General features: G+C 72.1%; 13 protein-coding genes. 2 read left to right on the top strand and 11 right to left on the bottom strand.

What is annotated here, in order from left to right:
• Positions 1–238: 238 nt before the first annotated feature.
• Positions 239–1,192 carry a LysR family transcriptional regulator gene (locus E4P40_RS04520; protein ID WP_135157688.1) on the bottom strand — a complete coding sequence of 318 codons (954 nt, stop codon included), beginning with the start codon at positions 1,190–1,192 and terminating at the stop codon, positions 239–241.
• A 207-nt stretch (positions 1,193–1,399) separates the two neighbouring features.
• Here E4P40_RS04520 and E4P40_RS04515 point away from each other — a divergent pair, with 207 nt between their 5' ends.
• Together E4P40_RS04515 and E4P40_RS04510 are read left to right on the top strand one after the other, a co-directional pair.
• The gene (locus tag E4P40_RS04515) at positions 1,400–2,398 is read left to right on the top strand and encodes a helix-turn-helix transcriptional regulator (RefSeq protein WP_245160135.1); all 999 of its coding nucleotides are present in this window, start codon (positions 1,400–1,402) and stop codon (positions 2,396–2,398) included.
• A gap of 255 nt (positions 2,399–2,653) precedes the next feature.
• On the top strand, positions 2,654–3,967 hold the full coding sequence (locus tag E4P40_RS04510; protein WP_135157702.1) for a DUF2254 domain-containing protein: 1,314 nt from the start codon (positions 2,654–2,656) through the stop codon (positions 3,965–3,967).
• 67 nt (positions 3,968–4,034) lie between these two features.
• On the opposite strand, the gene E4P40_RS04505 is transcribed toward E4P40_RS04510, so the two are convergent.
• From E4P40_RS04505 to E4P40_RS04460, 10 genes are all read right to left on the bottom strand, one after another.
• Positions 4,035–5,138, bottom strand: a complete 1,104-nt coding sequence (locus E4P40_RS04505; RefSeq protein WP_209305191.1) for a hypothetical protein — start codon at positions 5,136–5,138, stop codon at positions 4,035–4,037.
• Positions 5,139–5,248: 110 nt separating this feature from the next.
• A complete protein-coding gene (locus E4P40_RS04500) occupies positions 5,249–6,958 on the bottom strand; it encodes a cyclic nucleotide-binding domain-containing thioredoxin-disulfide reductase (RefSeq protein WP_135157679.1) in 1,710 nt (569 codons plus the stop codon).
• Positions 6,958–7,230, bottom strand: coding sequence for a UBP-type zinc finger domain-containing protein (locus E4P40_RS04495; RefSeq protein ID WP_135157677.1), 273 nt, complete (start codon positions 7,228–7,230; stop codon positions 6,958–6,960). Before E4P40_RS04495 ends, E4P40_RS04500 begins: the two co-directional genes overlap by 1 nt.
• The gene (gene trxA, locus E4P40_RS04490) at positions 7,227–7,685 is read right to left on the bottom strand and encodes a thioredoxin (protein WP_135157675.1); all 459 of its coding nucleotides are present in this window, start codon (positions 7,683–7,685) and stop codon (positions 7,227–7,229) included. The genes E4P40_RS04495 and trxA overlap by 4 nt, the downstream gene beginning before the upstream one ends.
• Positions 7,682–10,306 (bottom strand): ATP-dependent chaperone ClpB, encoded by a 2,625-nt coding sequence (gene clpB, locus E4P40_RS04485; RefSeq protein WP_135157673.1) that lies wholly within the window; start codon positions 10,304–10,306, stop codon positions 7,682–7,684. The genes trxA and clpB overlap by 4 nt, the downstream gene beginning before the upstream one ends.
• Entirely contained in the window at positions 10,297–10,683 is a 387-nt protein-coding gene (locus E4P40_RS04480; protein WP_135157671.1) for a chaperone modulator CbpM, read from the bottom strand. The genes clpB and E4P40_RS04480 overlap by 10 nt, the downstream gene beginning before the upstream one ends.
• Positions 10,680–11,672 carry a DnaJ C-terminal domain-containing protein gene (locus E4P40_RS04475; RefSeq protein ID WP_135157670.1) on the bottom strand — a complete coding sequence of 331 codons (993 nt, stop codon included), beginning with the start codon at positions 11,670–11,672 and terminating at the stop codon, positions 10,680–10,682. The genes E4P40_RS04480 and E4P40_RS04475 overlap by 4 nt, the downstream gene beginning before the upstream one ends.
• Positions 11,673–11,675: 3 nt before the next feature.
• Positions 11,676–12,269 carry a nucleotide exchange factor GrpE gene (locus E4P40_RS04470; protein ID WP_135157669.1) on the bottom strand — a complete coding sequence of 198 codons (594 nt, stop codon included), beginning with the start codon at positions 12,267–12,269 and terminating at the stop codon, positions 11,676–11,678.
• Between the two features lie 10 nt (positions 12,270–12,279).
• Complete coding sequence (gene dnaK / locus E4P40_RS04465; protein WP_135157668.1) at positions 12,280–14,163, bottom strand: molecular chaperone DnaK; 1,884 nt, start codon at positions 14,161–14,163, stop codon at positions 12,280–12,282.
• Between the two features lies 1 nt (position 14,164).
• Positions 14,165–14,701 carry a general stress protein gene (locus E4P40_RS04460; RefSeq protein ID WP_135157667.1) on the bottom strand — a complete coding sequence of 179 codons (537 nt, stop codon included), beginning with the start codon at positions 14,699–14,701 and terminating at the stop codon, positions 14,165–14,167.
• Positions 14,702–14,743: the final 42 nt, after the last annotated feature.

The following is a 14,743-nucleotide window of genomic DNA, read 5'->3' as shown; positions in this document are numbered from 1 at the left end:
CAGGCCGGGGATCTGATGCCTCGACAGCGTCTGCCGCGACCACGACGGCCGGGGCCCGGGCCGCCGTCAGCGGTCCGCTCCGAATCGACCGGCCGCGCGTCCTGCGCCAGGCGATCCTGTCCTGCCGCAGCGGCGAGATCGACCCGACCCGGGTGATCACCGACCGCCTGCCTCTCGGGAGACCCCGTACCGGCACGACACTTCAAGAACAAGGAGGAGCGCTGGGAGAAGGTGGTCCTCACACCCTGAGCGACGTCCCGGTGCCCCCGACCGGGTGCTCGGCTGCCTCGATGGCGGTACCGGGGTTCTGCGCCGATCGCACCAGGAAGTCGACGAGCCTGCGGACCGACCGCCCGGCCGGCGCCCGCCAGACGGCCTCCAGGTCGAGCCGCAGGTCCGGCTCGAGACGCCGGATCTCGACCTCGCCGGTCCGCGCACGGTCGGCGCCATCCAGGATGCCGGCGGCGATCCCGACGCCGGCTGCGACCGCGCGCAGCACCGCCTCGGGACTGTTGAGCAGGTTCGGTTCGACGACCACCTGCCCCGGCCCTGCACCACCGGGGAAGAAGTGGTCCACCGTGCGATCCCAGACGCCGGCGAACGGTCCGCGCGGGAACATGACCAGGATCTCGCCGGCGAGCTCAGCGACCGGCACCCTCGCCGAGTCGGCCGCCCGGTGGCCCATCGGGACGACCACGCCGAAGAGCACCGAGCCGAGGACGACACCGTCGAGGTCGCGGTCGATCGGTTGACGGCTCCAGACGACAGCAGCGTCGGCGCGGGCCTGACGGACGGCCTCCAGCGCGTCGTCCCCCCGGCTGGAGCTCACGGAGACCTCGACCCCGTCGATGCCCTGGGCCAGCCCCCTCAACGGAGCGCCCAGGACCAGGTCGGCCATGTTCGCGACCCGGAGGGTGAGTCGCTCCCGACCCGTGCCGGCGGCCTGTACGTCCGCACGTGCCCGCTCCACCTCGGCGATGATCACCCTGGCCCGCTCGACGAGTGCCTGCCCGGCCGCGGTGAGCTCCACGCGCTGCGGCCGGCGCTCGAAGAGCGGCTCCCGCAGTTCTCGTTCCAGGGCCTTGATCTGCTGGGAGAGGGACGGCGCGGCGATGTGCAGCCGGCGCGCTGCACGGCTGAAGCGCCCTTCCTCGGCCACCGCCAGGAAGTACCTGAGCTGGCGAAACTCCACGCAGCACGTTACTGCTCCACCGCCCACCCGCACCCGCACCCGTGGCGTCGTTAGCCAGATCCTCAGACCACGGCCACTTTTTCTGCACAGTGACGGGGACTACACCGTCCGTTTCGCGGTAATGATGCACGAGCAGGAGTGCGGCGTCGGCGCCGTTGAGAGAAACAGCGTGCCTTGCTGGCGCCGCCACTCGGGAGACCGATGGAGATGACGGCAAGCCCTGGACTGGCCGAGGTCGCCGATTCGACCCGTCCCCTCTCCGAACGCGCGGAGGGGATGCTGGACAGGCTTCGCCGCGTCGTCCCCTTCGATGCCGCGTGGCTGGCCCTCGCCGATCCGATGCGCGGCAGCTACACCTCCCTGGGCAGCACCGACCTCGACGAAGGCACCGTGCAGTACCTGGGTGGCCCCGAGACGGCGCGCGACATCGAGGTGACCCAGACCGACCGCGCCCGCCCTCCGCTGAGCCCCTCCGACCTGCCCTACCCGGCCGAAGACCTGCCGACGTGGGCCGAGTGCCTTCTCCCGGCCGGGATCCACGAGGCTCTTGGGGTCGCCCTGTTCGACGCCGGGCGGCGCCATGTCGGCTTCCTCGCGCTGTTCTACACCGGCAGCCAGCCACCGCCCCTGGTCATGCGGCGCCGGCTGCACCAGCTCACCCCTGTTCTGGCACGCGGGATCGACCCGCTGCGATCACTGGCGGCAGCGGCCCGGCTGGTGCGGGGGGCGACCGCCGGGGCGGTACTGCGCTGCGACAGGACCACGCGACCACTGCCCGGCCTCGACGGCGACGCACTCCTCGTCGATGGATCGGCCCTCGTGGATCTCGCCTGCTCCCGCCTCGACGACGGCCAGATCTTCACGTCGTTCCTGTGGCCGCGCGGAGGACGCCACGCCCCGGACGGGCACGTCCGCGTGACCGTCCTGGCCAGCGGTGAGGAGCCGTCGGCAAACCTCCTCGGGACGGTCGTCCTCTCCCGCGTGACCGACCTCAAGGGGCTGACCCCGCGCGAGCTGGAGGTGCTCGGGTTCCTGATCGAGGGGTGTTCCAACCAGCAGATCGCCCACTCGCTGGTCGTGGCACCGCGAACCGTCGCAGCACACCTGGAGCACATCCTCGTCAAGCTCGGTGCACCCACGAGGACGCTCGCCGCGGTGCGGGCCGAGCGCCAAGGTCTCTACGTGCCCCTGTCTCCACCGCCCTGAGAGGCGTGAAATGGGGAGTTCTGCCGATGGAGCTGCCGCGTCGGCTTCGGTTTCATGAGGGGACCTGGCGTTCCGACGGATCGCCGGATCGGGTGCGTCCGCAGGAGCACGTCCGTCCACCCCGGGGGAGACCATGATCGGGGACGAGTCGTTCATCGGGACGGCGGAGTGGCAGGCCTCCAGCCCGCCCCGCGCCGAGCCCCCACTGCTCTCCCGTCTCGGGGACGCGATCAGCACCTCCAGTTCGTGAACAGGATGCGGCTCCAGCGGTTCGTCGGCGCCAGCCTGTGGCTGCTGCCCATCGGTTGCCTCGCCGCGGGCGCCCTCGTGGCCCTCGGAACGCTCGCCGTGGACCGGGCGACGGACTACCGCCTCATCCCCCAGAGCCTGACCGGGACGCCGTCCGACGCGCAGTTCATCCTGTCCTCCTTCGCGACCGCGATGGTGTCGCTGACCACCCTCGTCCTGACGGTCACCCTGGTCGCGGTCCAGCTGGCGATGGGCCAGTTCTCGCCCCGCATCGTGGGCGCGCTGCTCACCGACCGGTGGAGCCAGCTGGCGATCGGGCTGTTCGGCGCGACCTTCCTCGTCACGGTGCTGACCCTGCGCGAGATCCGCGGCTCCGACACCGGCACGGTGCCCGGACTGTCGATGCTGCTCTCGTACGTCCTCATGCTCGCCAGCATCATCGTGCTCATCCTGTTCGTGCACCATGCCGGCCACGGCCTCCGGGTCGCGGCGCTGATCGACCTCGTCGGCGACCGCAGCCGCGAGTTCATCGTCCGGGAACACGGAGATCTGCCGGTCGTCACCGGCGGCCCCGACGCGATCGTCGCCGCAGAACCCGGCAACGTGATCCGCGTCGATCGCCCCGCCCTGGTTGCCGCGGCCCGACGGGCGGACTGCGTGCTGGAGCTGGTCCCCGTCGTCGGAGACTTCGTCGTCGGCGGCGCGCCGCTGTTCCGGGTGCTTCCGGGCACCCGGTCGACGGCGGGCGGGGACGCGGACCTGGCCGGTCGGCTCCGGATGACCGACGTCGCCCGCCACGTCCTGCTCGCCGAGGAGCGCGTGCACACCGAGGATCTCGCCTACGGCTTCCGGAAGCTCGTCGACATCGCCGTGCGGTCGATCGCGCAGCCGTTCAACGACCCCACGACGGCGGTCCAGGCGCTGCACCGGCTGCACGACCTGCTGCGCCAGATCGCCGCTCGTCCCCTGCCCTGCGGTGAACACCGCGACGAGGACGGGGTGGTGCGGCTGATCGAGCGGACCGTCAGCTGGGACGGCTACGTCCGCCTGGCCTTCGACGAGATCCGCCTCGCCGGGGCGTCGGAGCCACAGGTGTCCCGGAAACTGTGCGCGGCGCTGGCCGACCTCAAGTGCGTGGCGCCGGCCGACCGACAGGAACCGCTGGACCGCCAGCTGCGGCTCCTGGACGCCGCCGTCCGACGCGCCTACGACGACGAGGAGGACGTCCTCGCGGCGCTCACGCCCGACACCGAGGGCATCGGGTCGGGCGCCGACGTCACCCGTGCGCCACCATCACGGTCGGTCCCCGTGCCGCGCTGAGCCGGCCCTCGACGCTCCGCCGGCTTCTGCCCCGCAGAGCGGGGGCCTGCAGGCGCCTGCGCCCTGGTCAGCCGTCACCGCGTTCGGTGGCGCGACTCGTGCGATAGGTGTAAGCAGCGCGACGAACCGCCTCGTCCGACTCGAGACCCGCACCGAGGGCACCGCCGACCGTGGCCAGCGAGGACGTCAACCAGGCGACCTCGACGTAGTCCCGGAACGTCACCGGATGGCTGATCGCATCAGCGAGGAGGGACGGGACGATCAGCAGCAGGCCGGCGAGCAGGCTCAGCACGAAGAGCGCGACGTAGAAGGCGGCCACCCCGATCACGACCGTCGCCGTGGTCGCGATGTTGAACAGCACGACCTGCTGCCTGGTGCGCGGGTTCGCAACGCGCTCCCACAGCCGCGCGCCGACGATCAGGGTCAGCCCGATCGCGACGACCGAGCCCACGCTGACCACCGTCAACCGCTGCCACCCGAGGGCACTGGCCAGGGTCCAGATGTCCGGAGTGACGAGCGCGAAGACACCCGCAGCAGCGGCCGCAGCCAGCGCCCGGGACAAGCGAGCGGCCAGCTGCCACGGACGATTGGCCCGCACCATGCCGAACAGCAGCCGGAGGTGGCCGGTGAACACACGAGTCGTGAACCGGAGGGACGGCGCCTGCCCCTCGACGACGGAACCCAGCTCGCGCAGCCGGGAGTCGATCCGCCGCCTCCCCGCAGCGTCCGTGCGATCGTCGGCGCTGCAGCCCCTGGCCTCACCGAGCCCGTCGTCCTCGGCCTCGCCGAGGAGTGCGCCGATCAGGCGCAGTACGGCGTTCCGGAGACGCCGTCGCACGGCGAGGGTTCCGAGCGCGGGCACCGACAGCACCGCGACCCCGTGCATGGGGCTCGCGTGGGCCACCACCGGTCGTCTCACCACCATCAGGGGCAAGTCGGTCAGGACGACGACGAGATCCCACGCGCGCGTCAGGAGGAGCTGCCGCGCTGCGCCGACGATCTCGCTGTCGTCCGCCGGCGGCTCGACCAGGCCGTCGTCGAGGAGCTGGAATGCCCACCTCACCTCCGGGAAGCGCGCTTCGAGCTCCCCTCGGATGTCGTCGACGAGCCCGGTGGTCAGCTCGTCGGAGATCGCGGGGGCGTTGACCACCCCCACCCGGACCTCTGCCACCCGGGCGCCCGCCGCCTCGATCTACAGCACCAGCCGGATGAGCGCCGCCCACTCCGGCTGTTCGATCGACGGGCTCGGCACGCCCCCCTCGCCCCCCTCGCGCTTCTCGCTCACCGCGTCGTCGCCAGGTGCTCGTGCACCAGGCGCACCGCCATCGCGCCCTCCCCCGCCGCCGAGGCGACCCGCTTCACCGAGCCGCTGCGCACGTCGCCGGCTGCGAAGACGCCGGGCAGGCTGGTCTCGAGCAGCAGCGGGTCGGGTCCGTCGGACTCCCCTCGCTCCGTCGCCCGGCGCGCCTGCGGCCCGGTCAGCACGTAGCCACCGGGGTCCAGAGCGACCGAGTCCGGCAACCACGACGTGCTGGGCTCGCCCCCGATGAACACCATGAGGTCGCGCGCGGGCAGGCGCTGCCGCTTCCCGGTCACCGTGTCCTTCACGACGACGGCCTCGAGGCGGCCACCCTCGCCCTCCGCGGCCTCCACCTCGGTGTGGAGGTGCACCTCCACGCGCGGGTCCTGCGTGATCCGGTCCGCGAGGTAGCGCGACATGTTCTCGTCGAGCCTGTCCTCTCTGACCACCAGGCGGACCTGGGAGGCGTGGTCGGTGAGGAAGACCGCGGCCTGGCCGCCCGAGTTGCCCCCACCGACGACCACCACCGGGTCGCCGGCGCACTGCTGGGCCTCGATGGGCGTGGCCGCGTAGTACACGCACGTGTCCTCGAACTGCTCCAGTCCGGGGACCGGGAGCCGGCGGACCCGCACGCCGGACGCGACGATCACCGTCCGGGTGGCCAGCTCGCCGCCGTCGGCGAACCGGAGCACGTGGTTCCCGTCGCGCTCCTCCATCCCCACCACCTCCGCCGGGACGGACCGCCGCGCCCCGAACTTCTCCACCTGCAGCACGGCGCGATCGGCCAGCTCGCCCCCGGAGATCCCGGAGGGGAAGCCGAGGTAGTTCTCGATGCACGACGTCCGCGCCGCCTGCCCTCCCGGCGCGACGCCGTCGAGAACAGCGGTGTCGAGGCCCTCCGAGGCGCCGTAGACCGCGGCCGCGAGGCCCGCCGGTCCGGCGCCCACGACCACCAGGTCGACGACCTTCTCCGCGGGGTCCACCTCGCGCAGGCCGAACGCCGCGGCCAGGTCCGCCGGGGACGGATTGCGCAGTACCTGCCGTCGGAACAGCACCACGGGCGTGTCGTCGGGCGCCAGTCCGAGGCCGCGGAGCAGCCGCTCGGCCGACGGATCGGTCTCCAGGTCGACGAACTTGTGCGGCAGCCGATTGCGTGCGGCGAACTCGCGCAGCTGCCGGCTCTCGGCGGAGAACCGGGAGCCGATGATCCGGAAGCCCATCCCCTCCCCCAGCGCCAGCCAGCGCCGGAGCAGGAGGGCGCGCAGCAGCAGGTCGCCGAAGGCCGGGGACGCGGCCGCCCCGGCGCGCAGCCGCTCGGCGGGGATCGCCAGCACCTCCCCCGGGTCGGCAACGATGGTGGTTGCGTAGGCGGGCTGCCCGGTGAGCATGCCCAGGTCACCGAGGAATCGGCCGGGCCCGTGCACGCGGACGACGCGCTGGTCCGGCGTCCCCACCGCTTCCGCCACGGCGACCCGCCCGGAGAACAGCACGTAGAAGGTGTCCTCCGGCTCGCCCTCCGCGATCAGCACCTCGCCGTGCGGGACGTGTCGTCGCTCCCCCCATGCCTGCAGCATCTGGAGTTGCGAGTCCTCCAGCCGGGGAAACGCGCCGGTCAGGTCCGGGGTCTCCCCCGGCGGCAGGTCCGCCAGCAGGCCCTCCAGCCCCTGGTCCTCCTCCACGGACCGGGTCATCACACGTATGCCTCGTCGACGAAGCACCACCGCCAGTCCTCGCCCGGCTGGAACGACTGGACGACCGGGTGGCCGACCAGACCGGCATGCCTCCGAGCGTGCCTGCCCGGGGACTGGTCGCAACAGCCGACGTGCCCGCAGGTCAGGCAGAGCCGCAGGTGCACCCACGGGGAACCGATTCGAAGGCACTCCTCGCAGCCCTGCGGGGTGCGCGGGACGACGTCCTCACGAACGAAGGCGAGGTGCGGGTCGACGCCGACCGGGATGGTCATCGGGCAGCCCCTCCGGACAGGGCGCCGTCCAGCCAGCTGCGCAGCGCGGGCTCGGGGGCCGCGCCGGGCTGACGGGCCAGCACCTCGCCGTCCCGCAGCACCATCAGGGTCGGCACCGCGCGCACCTCGAACCGCTGGGACAGCCGGGGTGCGGCGTCGACGTCGACCTTGACCAGCTTGAGCTCGCCGGCCCGGTCGGTGGCGATGCGTTCCAGGGCCGGGCTGACCATCCGGCACGGCCCGCACCACGTCGCCCAGAGATCCACGAGCACCGGGACCGGGGCCCGCTCCGCGACCTCGACGAAGTCGTCGTCACCCGCGTCGACGATCCAGGGCAGGGGCTGGTGGCAGTTGCCGCACTTCGGGATGCCGTCTGCCGCGGCCGGCACCCGGTTCTTCTTCGAGCAGTGCGAGCAGGTGACGATGCTCGTCCGCGCGGTCGCGGGAGCGCTCATGACTGCGCTCCCACCATCTCGTGGGTGACGACGAGCCGGTCGCCGTCCACGTCGACCCGCACGGTCGAGCCCTCGATCGCCCCGTCACGCAGCAGCGCCCGGGCGACCTGGGTCTCCACCTCCTTGGCGATGAACCTCCGCAGCGGCCGCGCACCGTAGACCGGGTCGTAGCCCTCCCGGGCGATGAAGCGCTTGGCCTCCTCGGTGATCTCCACCGTGATGCTGCGTTCGGAGAGGCGGACGCGGAGGTCGGCGAGCATCAGCTCGACGATGTTCTCGATCTCGCCCGGGTTGAGCGGCGTGAAGAGCACGGTGTCGTCGACCCGGTTGAGGAACTCCGGCCGGAAGTGGCCCCGCAGCTCGGCCATCACCAGGTCACGAGCCTCGGGCTTGAGCTGGCCGTCGTCGGTGACGCCGTCGAGCAGGTACTGCGATCCGATGTTCGACGTCATGATGATGACGGTGTTGCGGAAGTCGACGGTGCGGCCCTGCGCGTCGGTGAGCCGGCCGTCGTCGAGCACCTGCAGCAGCGTGTTGAAGACGTCCGGGTGCGCCTTCTCGATCTCGTCGAAGAGGACGACGGCGTAGGGGCGCCGACGCACGGCCTCGGTGAGCTGGCCGCCCTCCTCGTAGCCGACGTAGCCGGGCGGGGCGCCGACCAGCCGCGACACGGTGTGCCGCTCCTGGTACTCGCTCATGTCGATCCTGACGATGTTGTCCTCGGAGTCGAACAGCGCCTCGGCCAGCGCCTTGGCCAGCTCCGTCTTCCCGACGCCGGTCGGGCCGAGGAAGATGAACGAGCCGCTCGGCCGGCGCGGGTCCTTGACCCCGGACCGGGCCCTGATGATCGCGTCCGCGACCGCCTGCACCGCCTCGTCCTGGCCGACCACGCGCCGGTGCAGCACCTCGTCGAGGCGCAGCAGCTTCTCCCGTTCGCCCTCGGTGAGCCGGGACACCGGGATGCCGGTCCAGACCGAGACGATCTCGGCGATCTCCTCGGCGGTGACCACCTCGCGCAGCAGGCTGTGCTCCCCCTGCTTCTCGGCGAGCCGTCGCTCCTCCACGTCCAGTTTGCGTTCCAGGTCGGCCAGCCGGCTGAAGCGGAGCTCGGCGGCGCGGTTGAGGTCGTAGGCCCGCTCCGCCTCCTGGATCTCGTGGCGGACCTGTTCCAGCTCCGCCCGCAGTTCCTGGACCCGCTTGATCGCCTGCCGCTCTGCGTTCCACTGCGCCCGCATGGCGTCCGCCTCGCCGCGCAGGTCGGCCAGTTCCCGACGGAGCTGGTCCACGCGGGCGACCGAGGCGGGATCGTCCTCCTGCTCCAGCGCCGCCTCCTCGATCTCCAGCCGCATCACCCGGCGGGTGATCTCGTCGAGCTCGGCGGGCATGGAGTCGATCTCGGTGCGCAGCCGGGCGCAGGCCTCGTCGACGAGGTCGATGGCCTTGTCGGGCAGGAACCGGTCGGTCAGGTACCGATGGCTCAGCGTCGCCGCCGCGATCAGCGAGCCGTCGAGGATCCGGACGCCGTGGAACACCTCGAACCGCTCGCGCAGCCCGCGCAGGATCGAGACCGCGTCCTCGACCGACGGCTCGTCGACGAAGACGGGCTGGAAGCGGCGCTCCAGTGCGGCGTCCTTCTCGATGTACTTCCGGTACTCGGCGAGCGTGGTCGCGCCGATCATGTGCAGCTCGCCGCGCGCCAGCATCGGCTTGAGCATGTTGCCGGCGTCCATCGAGCCCTCGGACGCACCGGCCCCGACCACGTTGTGCAACTCGTCGATGAACAGCAGGATCCGGCCCTCGGCGGCCTTCACCTCGGTCAGTACCGCCTGGAGCCGTTCCTCGAACTCGCCGCGGTACTTCGCCCCCGCGATCAGCAGGCCCATGTCGAGGGAGAAGATCGTGCGGTCGCGCAGGCCTTCGGGGACGTCCCCGTTGAGGATCCGCTGGGCCAGCCCCTCGACGATGGCCGTCTTGCCGACCCCGGGCTCACCGAGGAGCACGGGGTTGTTCTTCGACTTGCGGGACAGGATCTGGATCACGCGCCGGATCTCGGCGTCGCGGCCGATCACCGGGTCGAGCCGGCCGGAACGCGCGGACTCCACGAGATCGATCCCGTACTTGGTGAGCGCCTCGTAGGAGCCCTCCGGGGTCGCGGACGTCACGCGCTGGTTCCCGCGCACCTGCGTCAGCGCGGAGAGGAAGGCCTCCCGGGTGACGCCGTGCTGTGCCAGCACCCGCCCGGCCCCGGTGGCCGAGCCCGTCTCCGCCAGCGCGACCAGCAGGTGCTCGACCGAGACGTACTCGTCCTTCATGCGCCTGGCCTCGCGGTCGGCGGTCTCGAGCACCCGGGCCACCCGCTGCGTGAGCGAGACCTGCCCCGGCTGAGGGGCCGTGCCGGTGGTCCGTGGCTTGCGGGACAGCTCCGCTTCCATGTCCTTGCGCAGGGCCGCTGGGTCGGCGCCCATCGCCGAGATCAGCCGCGGGACGAGGCCCTCCGGCTGGTCGAGGAGCGCCGTGAGCAGGTGCTCGACGTCGACCTCGGTGGAACCGTGCTCGATCGCCAGGGACTGGGCGGCGGCGAGCGCCTCCTGGGACTTCTGGGTCAGGCGGTTCAGGTCCATCGCTGACTCCGCTCGGGTTGGTTGGCGGGCTCCTGGGGACTGCGTCGGCGTACGGGTTCGGTGCGCCCGCGAACGCGCAGGGCGGTCTCGAGATCGGTGATCCGGTCGAGGAGGTCGCACACGAGTCCGAGGGCGGCGTAGTTGAGCGGCAGGGTGGCGTGCAGCCGCTGGAACCGCGCGACGGCCGGTACCTGCGCCGGGCTGAACCCCAGCGACCCGTCGGGCCGTCGCGCGGCCGGGATGAGGCCGAGCGCCCAGAACCGCCGCACGAGTTCGGGGTGCACGCCGCAGCGCCGGGCGAACTCCTCGTGGTCCAGCAGGGCGGATGCCGGTCTCGGGACCAGCGGGTAGCGAACTGGACGACCCGGCGGGCTCATCGGCGTCCTCCCCTGTCGTCGGTCGGAGCGCGACGCGGATCGAACGTCGACGACGCGGCGAGTTCGGAGAAGAGCTCACGCTCACGCTCGCTGAGCCGTGGCGGGACCATGATCTTGATCTCGGCGAACAGGTCGCCCGGGTGCCCGGCCGGATCCGGCATGCCCTGCCCCCGCAGCCTGAGCCGTCGTCCCGACGAGGAGCCGGGGGGCACGGTCACCGTGGTCTCGCCCCCGGGCGTGGCGACCGGGACGCTCCCGCCGAGCGCCGCCTCCCAGGGGGCGAGCTTCAGGTCGACGTGGATGTTCCGGCCCTGCACGCGGAAGAGCGGGTGCGGCAGGAGCCGCACCACCAGGTAGAGGTCTCCGGCCGGGCCGTCGCCGAGGCCCCGCCCGCCCTCGCCGGCCAGCCTGATCCGCCGCCCGTCGTTGACGCCGGGAGGGATCGTGACCGAGTAGCTGCGCGGGCCGTCCGGGCCGTTGAGCGTGACCTCCTTGCGCCCACCGCGATACGCCTCCTCCACGGTGAGCGGGAGCTCGGCCTCCTGATCGGCTCCCGCAGTTCGGGCCACACGCCGCCCGCGCCCACCGAACATGCCGCCCAGGAGGTCCTCGAGGTCGATGCCCTCGAAGTCCGCGCCACCGAAGCCCCCGCCACCGAATCCCCCACCGACGTCCGCGCCCTCGGTGGTCCAGGTCGTGCGGGGACCCCGACCGGGCCGGCCCCCACCGCCGGCCCCGGCACCGACGCGCTGCTCCCAGTCCTCGGGAACCCGCCGGAAGTCCTCGCCGAAGCGGTCGTAGCGCTTGCGGAGCTCCGGGTCGGACAGGGCCGAGTAGGCCTCGTTGATCTCCTTGAAGCGTTCCTCCGCACCCGGGTCCTTGTTCACGTCGGGGTGGTTCGCCCTCGCCAGCCGCCGGAAGGCCTGCTGCAACTCGTCGGGGCCGGCGTCCCGCGACACACCGAGCACGTCGTAGTAGTCGCGGGCCATCCGTCAGCTCCCCGCGCGCTGGGCCACGGTCACCGCGGCCGGACGCAACTGGCGGCCGGGGGCGCCGTAGCCGGGCCGCACGACGGAGGCCACCGAACCGGGCGGAGTCCCTGCCCCGTCGGCGTCCACCACCCCCACCACTTCGTGCCGCGCCGGATCGAAGGGCACTCCGGGCTCGTCCTCCCGTCCGTAGCCGAGTCCCCTGACGACGGCGAGGGCCTGCTCACGGAGGGTGCGGATGCCCTCGACGATCGATCCCGGGTCCGCCGCGGCGTGTTCGAGCGCGCGATCGATGGTGTCGAGCACGGGGAGGAACGCCGACGTGACCAGCTCCCGCTCGTTCTCCCGCTCGCGCGCGACCTCCCGCGCGTATCGCTTGCGCAGGTTGTCCAGGTCGGCGGCGGCGCGCCGCCAGCGGTCCTCGGCGGCGACGAGCGCGCGCTGGGTCGCGCCCGCCGCCGCGCCGTCCGCCGCGGTGGGCGCCGCCTCCTGCGGAGGTCCGCCCTCCGGCTGGACCCGTGCCTCGGCGGCTCCCGGATCTGCATCCGGTGTACCGGGTGGCCGGGCGGTCGGCGTCTCCGGTCCGGGCTCAGCCATCGCCGGAGGCTCAGTTCCGGTCGAACTCGGCGTCGATGACGTCGTCGTCCGCGGCCACCGGCTCACCGGCGGCCGCGTCACCGACGTCGGCGGCGTAGTTGGTCGAGGCCGCCTGGAGCCCGGCGAGCACCTGCTGCAGCTCGCCGGTCAGCTCGCGGACACGATCCATCGGCGCCTGGTCGGCCACCGCCTGCCGGGCCTCGGTCACCAGCATCTCGGCCCGGGCCCGCTCGTGCGGGGGTGCGGCGTCGCCGAGCTCGTCGAGTCGGCGTTGCACCTGGTAGGCCACGGTGTCCAGCTGGTTGCGCGCGTCCACCTCCTGCCGGAGCTGCTGGTCCGAGGCCCTGTTCCGCTCGGCCTCCGTGACCATCCGCTCGACCTCGGAGGTGTCCAGGTTGGTGCTCTCGGAGATCGTGATCCCTTGCTCGGCACCGGTGTCCTTGTCGCGGGCGGTGACGTTGAGGATGCCGTTGGCGTCGATGTCGAACACGACCTCGATCTGCGGCTCACCGCGGAGCGCCGGCCGGATGCCGGTGAGCTGGAACCGACCCAGGACCCGGTTGTCCGCCGCGCGTTCCCGCTCCCCCTGCAGCACGACGACGTCCACGGCGGGCTGGTTGTCCGTGGCCGTGGAGAAGACCTCGCTGCGCCGGACCGGGATCGTGGTGTTCCGTTCGACGATCTTGGTCATCAGCCCGCCCTGGGTCTCCACCCCCAGCGACAGGGGCGTGACATCGAGCAGGAGGACGTCGGAGACCTCGCCCTTGAGCACCCCCGCCTGGATCGCGGCGCCGACCGCCACGACCTCGTCGGGGTTGACCGTCATGTTCGGGTCCTTGCCACCGGTGAGCCGGCGCACGAGCGCCTGCACTGCCGGGATCCGGGTCGACCCGCCGACCAGGATGACCTCGTCGACGTCGTCCGCCCCCACCTTGGCGTCGGACATGGCCTGACGGACCGGCCCCATCGTCCGTTCCACGAGGTCCGCCGTGAGGTGCTCGAACTGCGAGCGCATCAGCGTCGTCGTGAGGTGCTTCGGCCCGTTCGCGTCCGCGGTGACGAAGGGCAGGTTGACCTGGGTCTGCGTGACCGAGCTCAACTCGACCTTCGCCTTCTCGGCCGCCTCGTAGAGCCGTTGCAGCGCCTGCGGGTCCTTCCGCAGGTCGATGCCGTTCTCCTTCTGGAACTCCTCGGCCAGGTGGTCGACGATCCGCCGGTCGAAGTCGTCCCCGCCCAGGTGGGTGTCGCCCGCCGTGGCCCGCACCTCCACCACGCCGTCCCCCACGTCGAGGACGCTGACGTCGAACGTCCCACCGCCGAGGTCGAACACCAGCACCGTCTCGTGCTGGCCCTTGTCCATGCCGTAGGCCAGCGCCGCGGCGGTCGGCTCGTTGATGATCCGCAGGACCTCGAGGCCGGCGATCTTCCCCGCGTCGCGGGTAGCAGTTCGCTGCGCGTCGTTGAAGTAGGCCGGGACGGTGATGACCGCCTCGGTGACACGCTCGCCGAGGTGCCGGCCGGCGTCGTCGGCGAGCTTGCGCAGGATCAGGGCGGAGATCTCCTCCGGCGCATACATCTTGTCCCGCACCTTGATGCGCGCGAGCCCGTTCGCATCGGGGACCACGTCATAGGTGACCTGACCGGCCTCCTCCTCGACCTCCTCGAACCTGCGGCCGACGAACCGCTTGACCGAGTAGATCGTGCCCTTGGCGTTGAGGATCGCCTGCCGGCGGGCCAACTGCCCGACCAGACGCTCGCCGTTCTCCGTGAACGCCACCACCGACGGCGTCGTGCGAGCTCCCTCGGCGTTCGGGACGACCGAGGCCTCGCCGCCCTCCCAGGCGGCGATGACCGAGTTCGTCGTCCCGAGGTCGATACCGACCGCGCGCGCCATCTCAGATCCTCTCTGTGAGCAGCCGGGCAGCCTGGTCGGCCACCTCGTCGTCGACGACCAGCTCGTAGCGCCGCGGGCGCATGACGGTCACCGACGCGAAGTCCCGGCGACCCCCTTGGAGCGCGTACACGATCACCCCGATGATGGCTCCGATCACCGCCCCGATGAGCAGTCCGTAGAGGGCGAGCAGAAGCGCGCTCACGATCGGATCGGCCCAGTCGAAGAGTCCGAAGATCCAGCCGAGCAACGCGCCGGGGACGGCACCGCTCACCGCGCCCCGCCAGGCGACGGTGGGATAGTCCAGCTTTCCGGTCACCTGTTCGACGGTCTCCAGGTCCTGGCCGATGATGGCGACCCGCTCGACGGGGAAGTCACGGTCGGCGAGCCGGTCGACCGCTCGCTCGGCGTCGGCGTAGGTGGTGTAGGAGGCGACAGTCCGTCTGGCCGACCGGGCGGAGGCGTCAGGGCTACCGGGGGACCAGGGGTGGACCGCGGTGCTCCCTCCCGATCCGGTGGGGTTCGCGTCGTGCGAGGTCATGAGTGACTCCCAGATCAGACGGGGCCGACTGGGTGGCCGCGG

The sequence above is a fragment of the Blastococcus sp. CT_GayMR20 genome (genome assembly GCF_004570345.1).
This window is presented reverse-complemented; position numbering and strand designations above follow the sequence as displayed.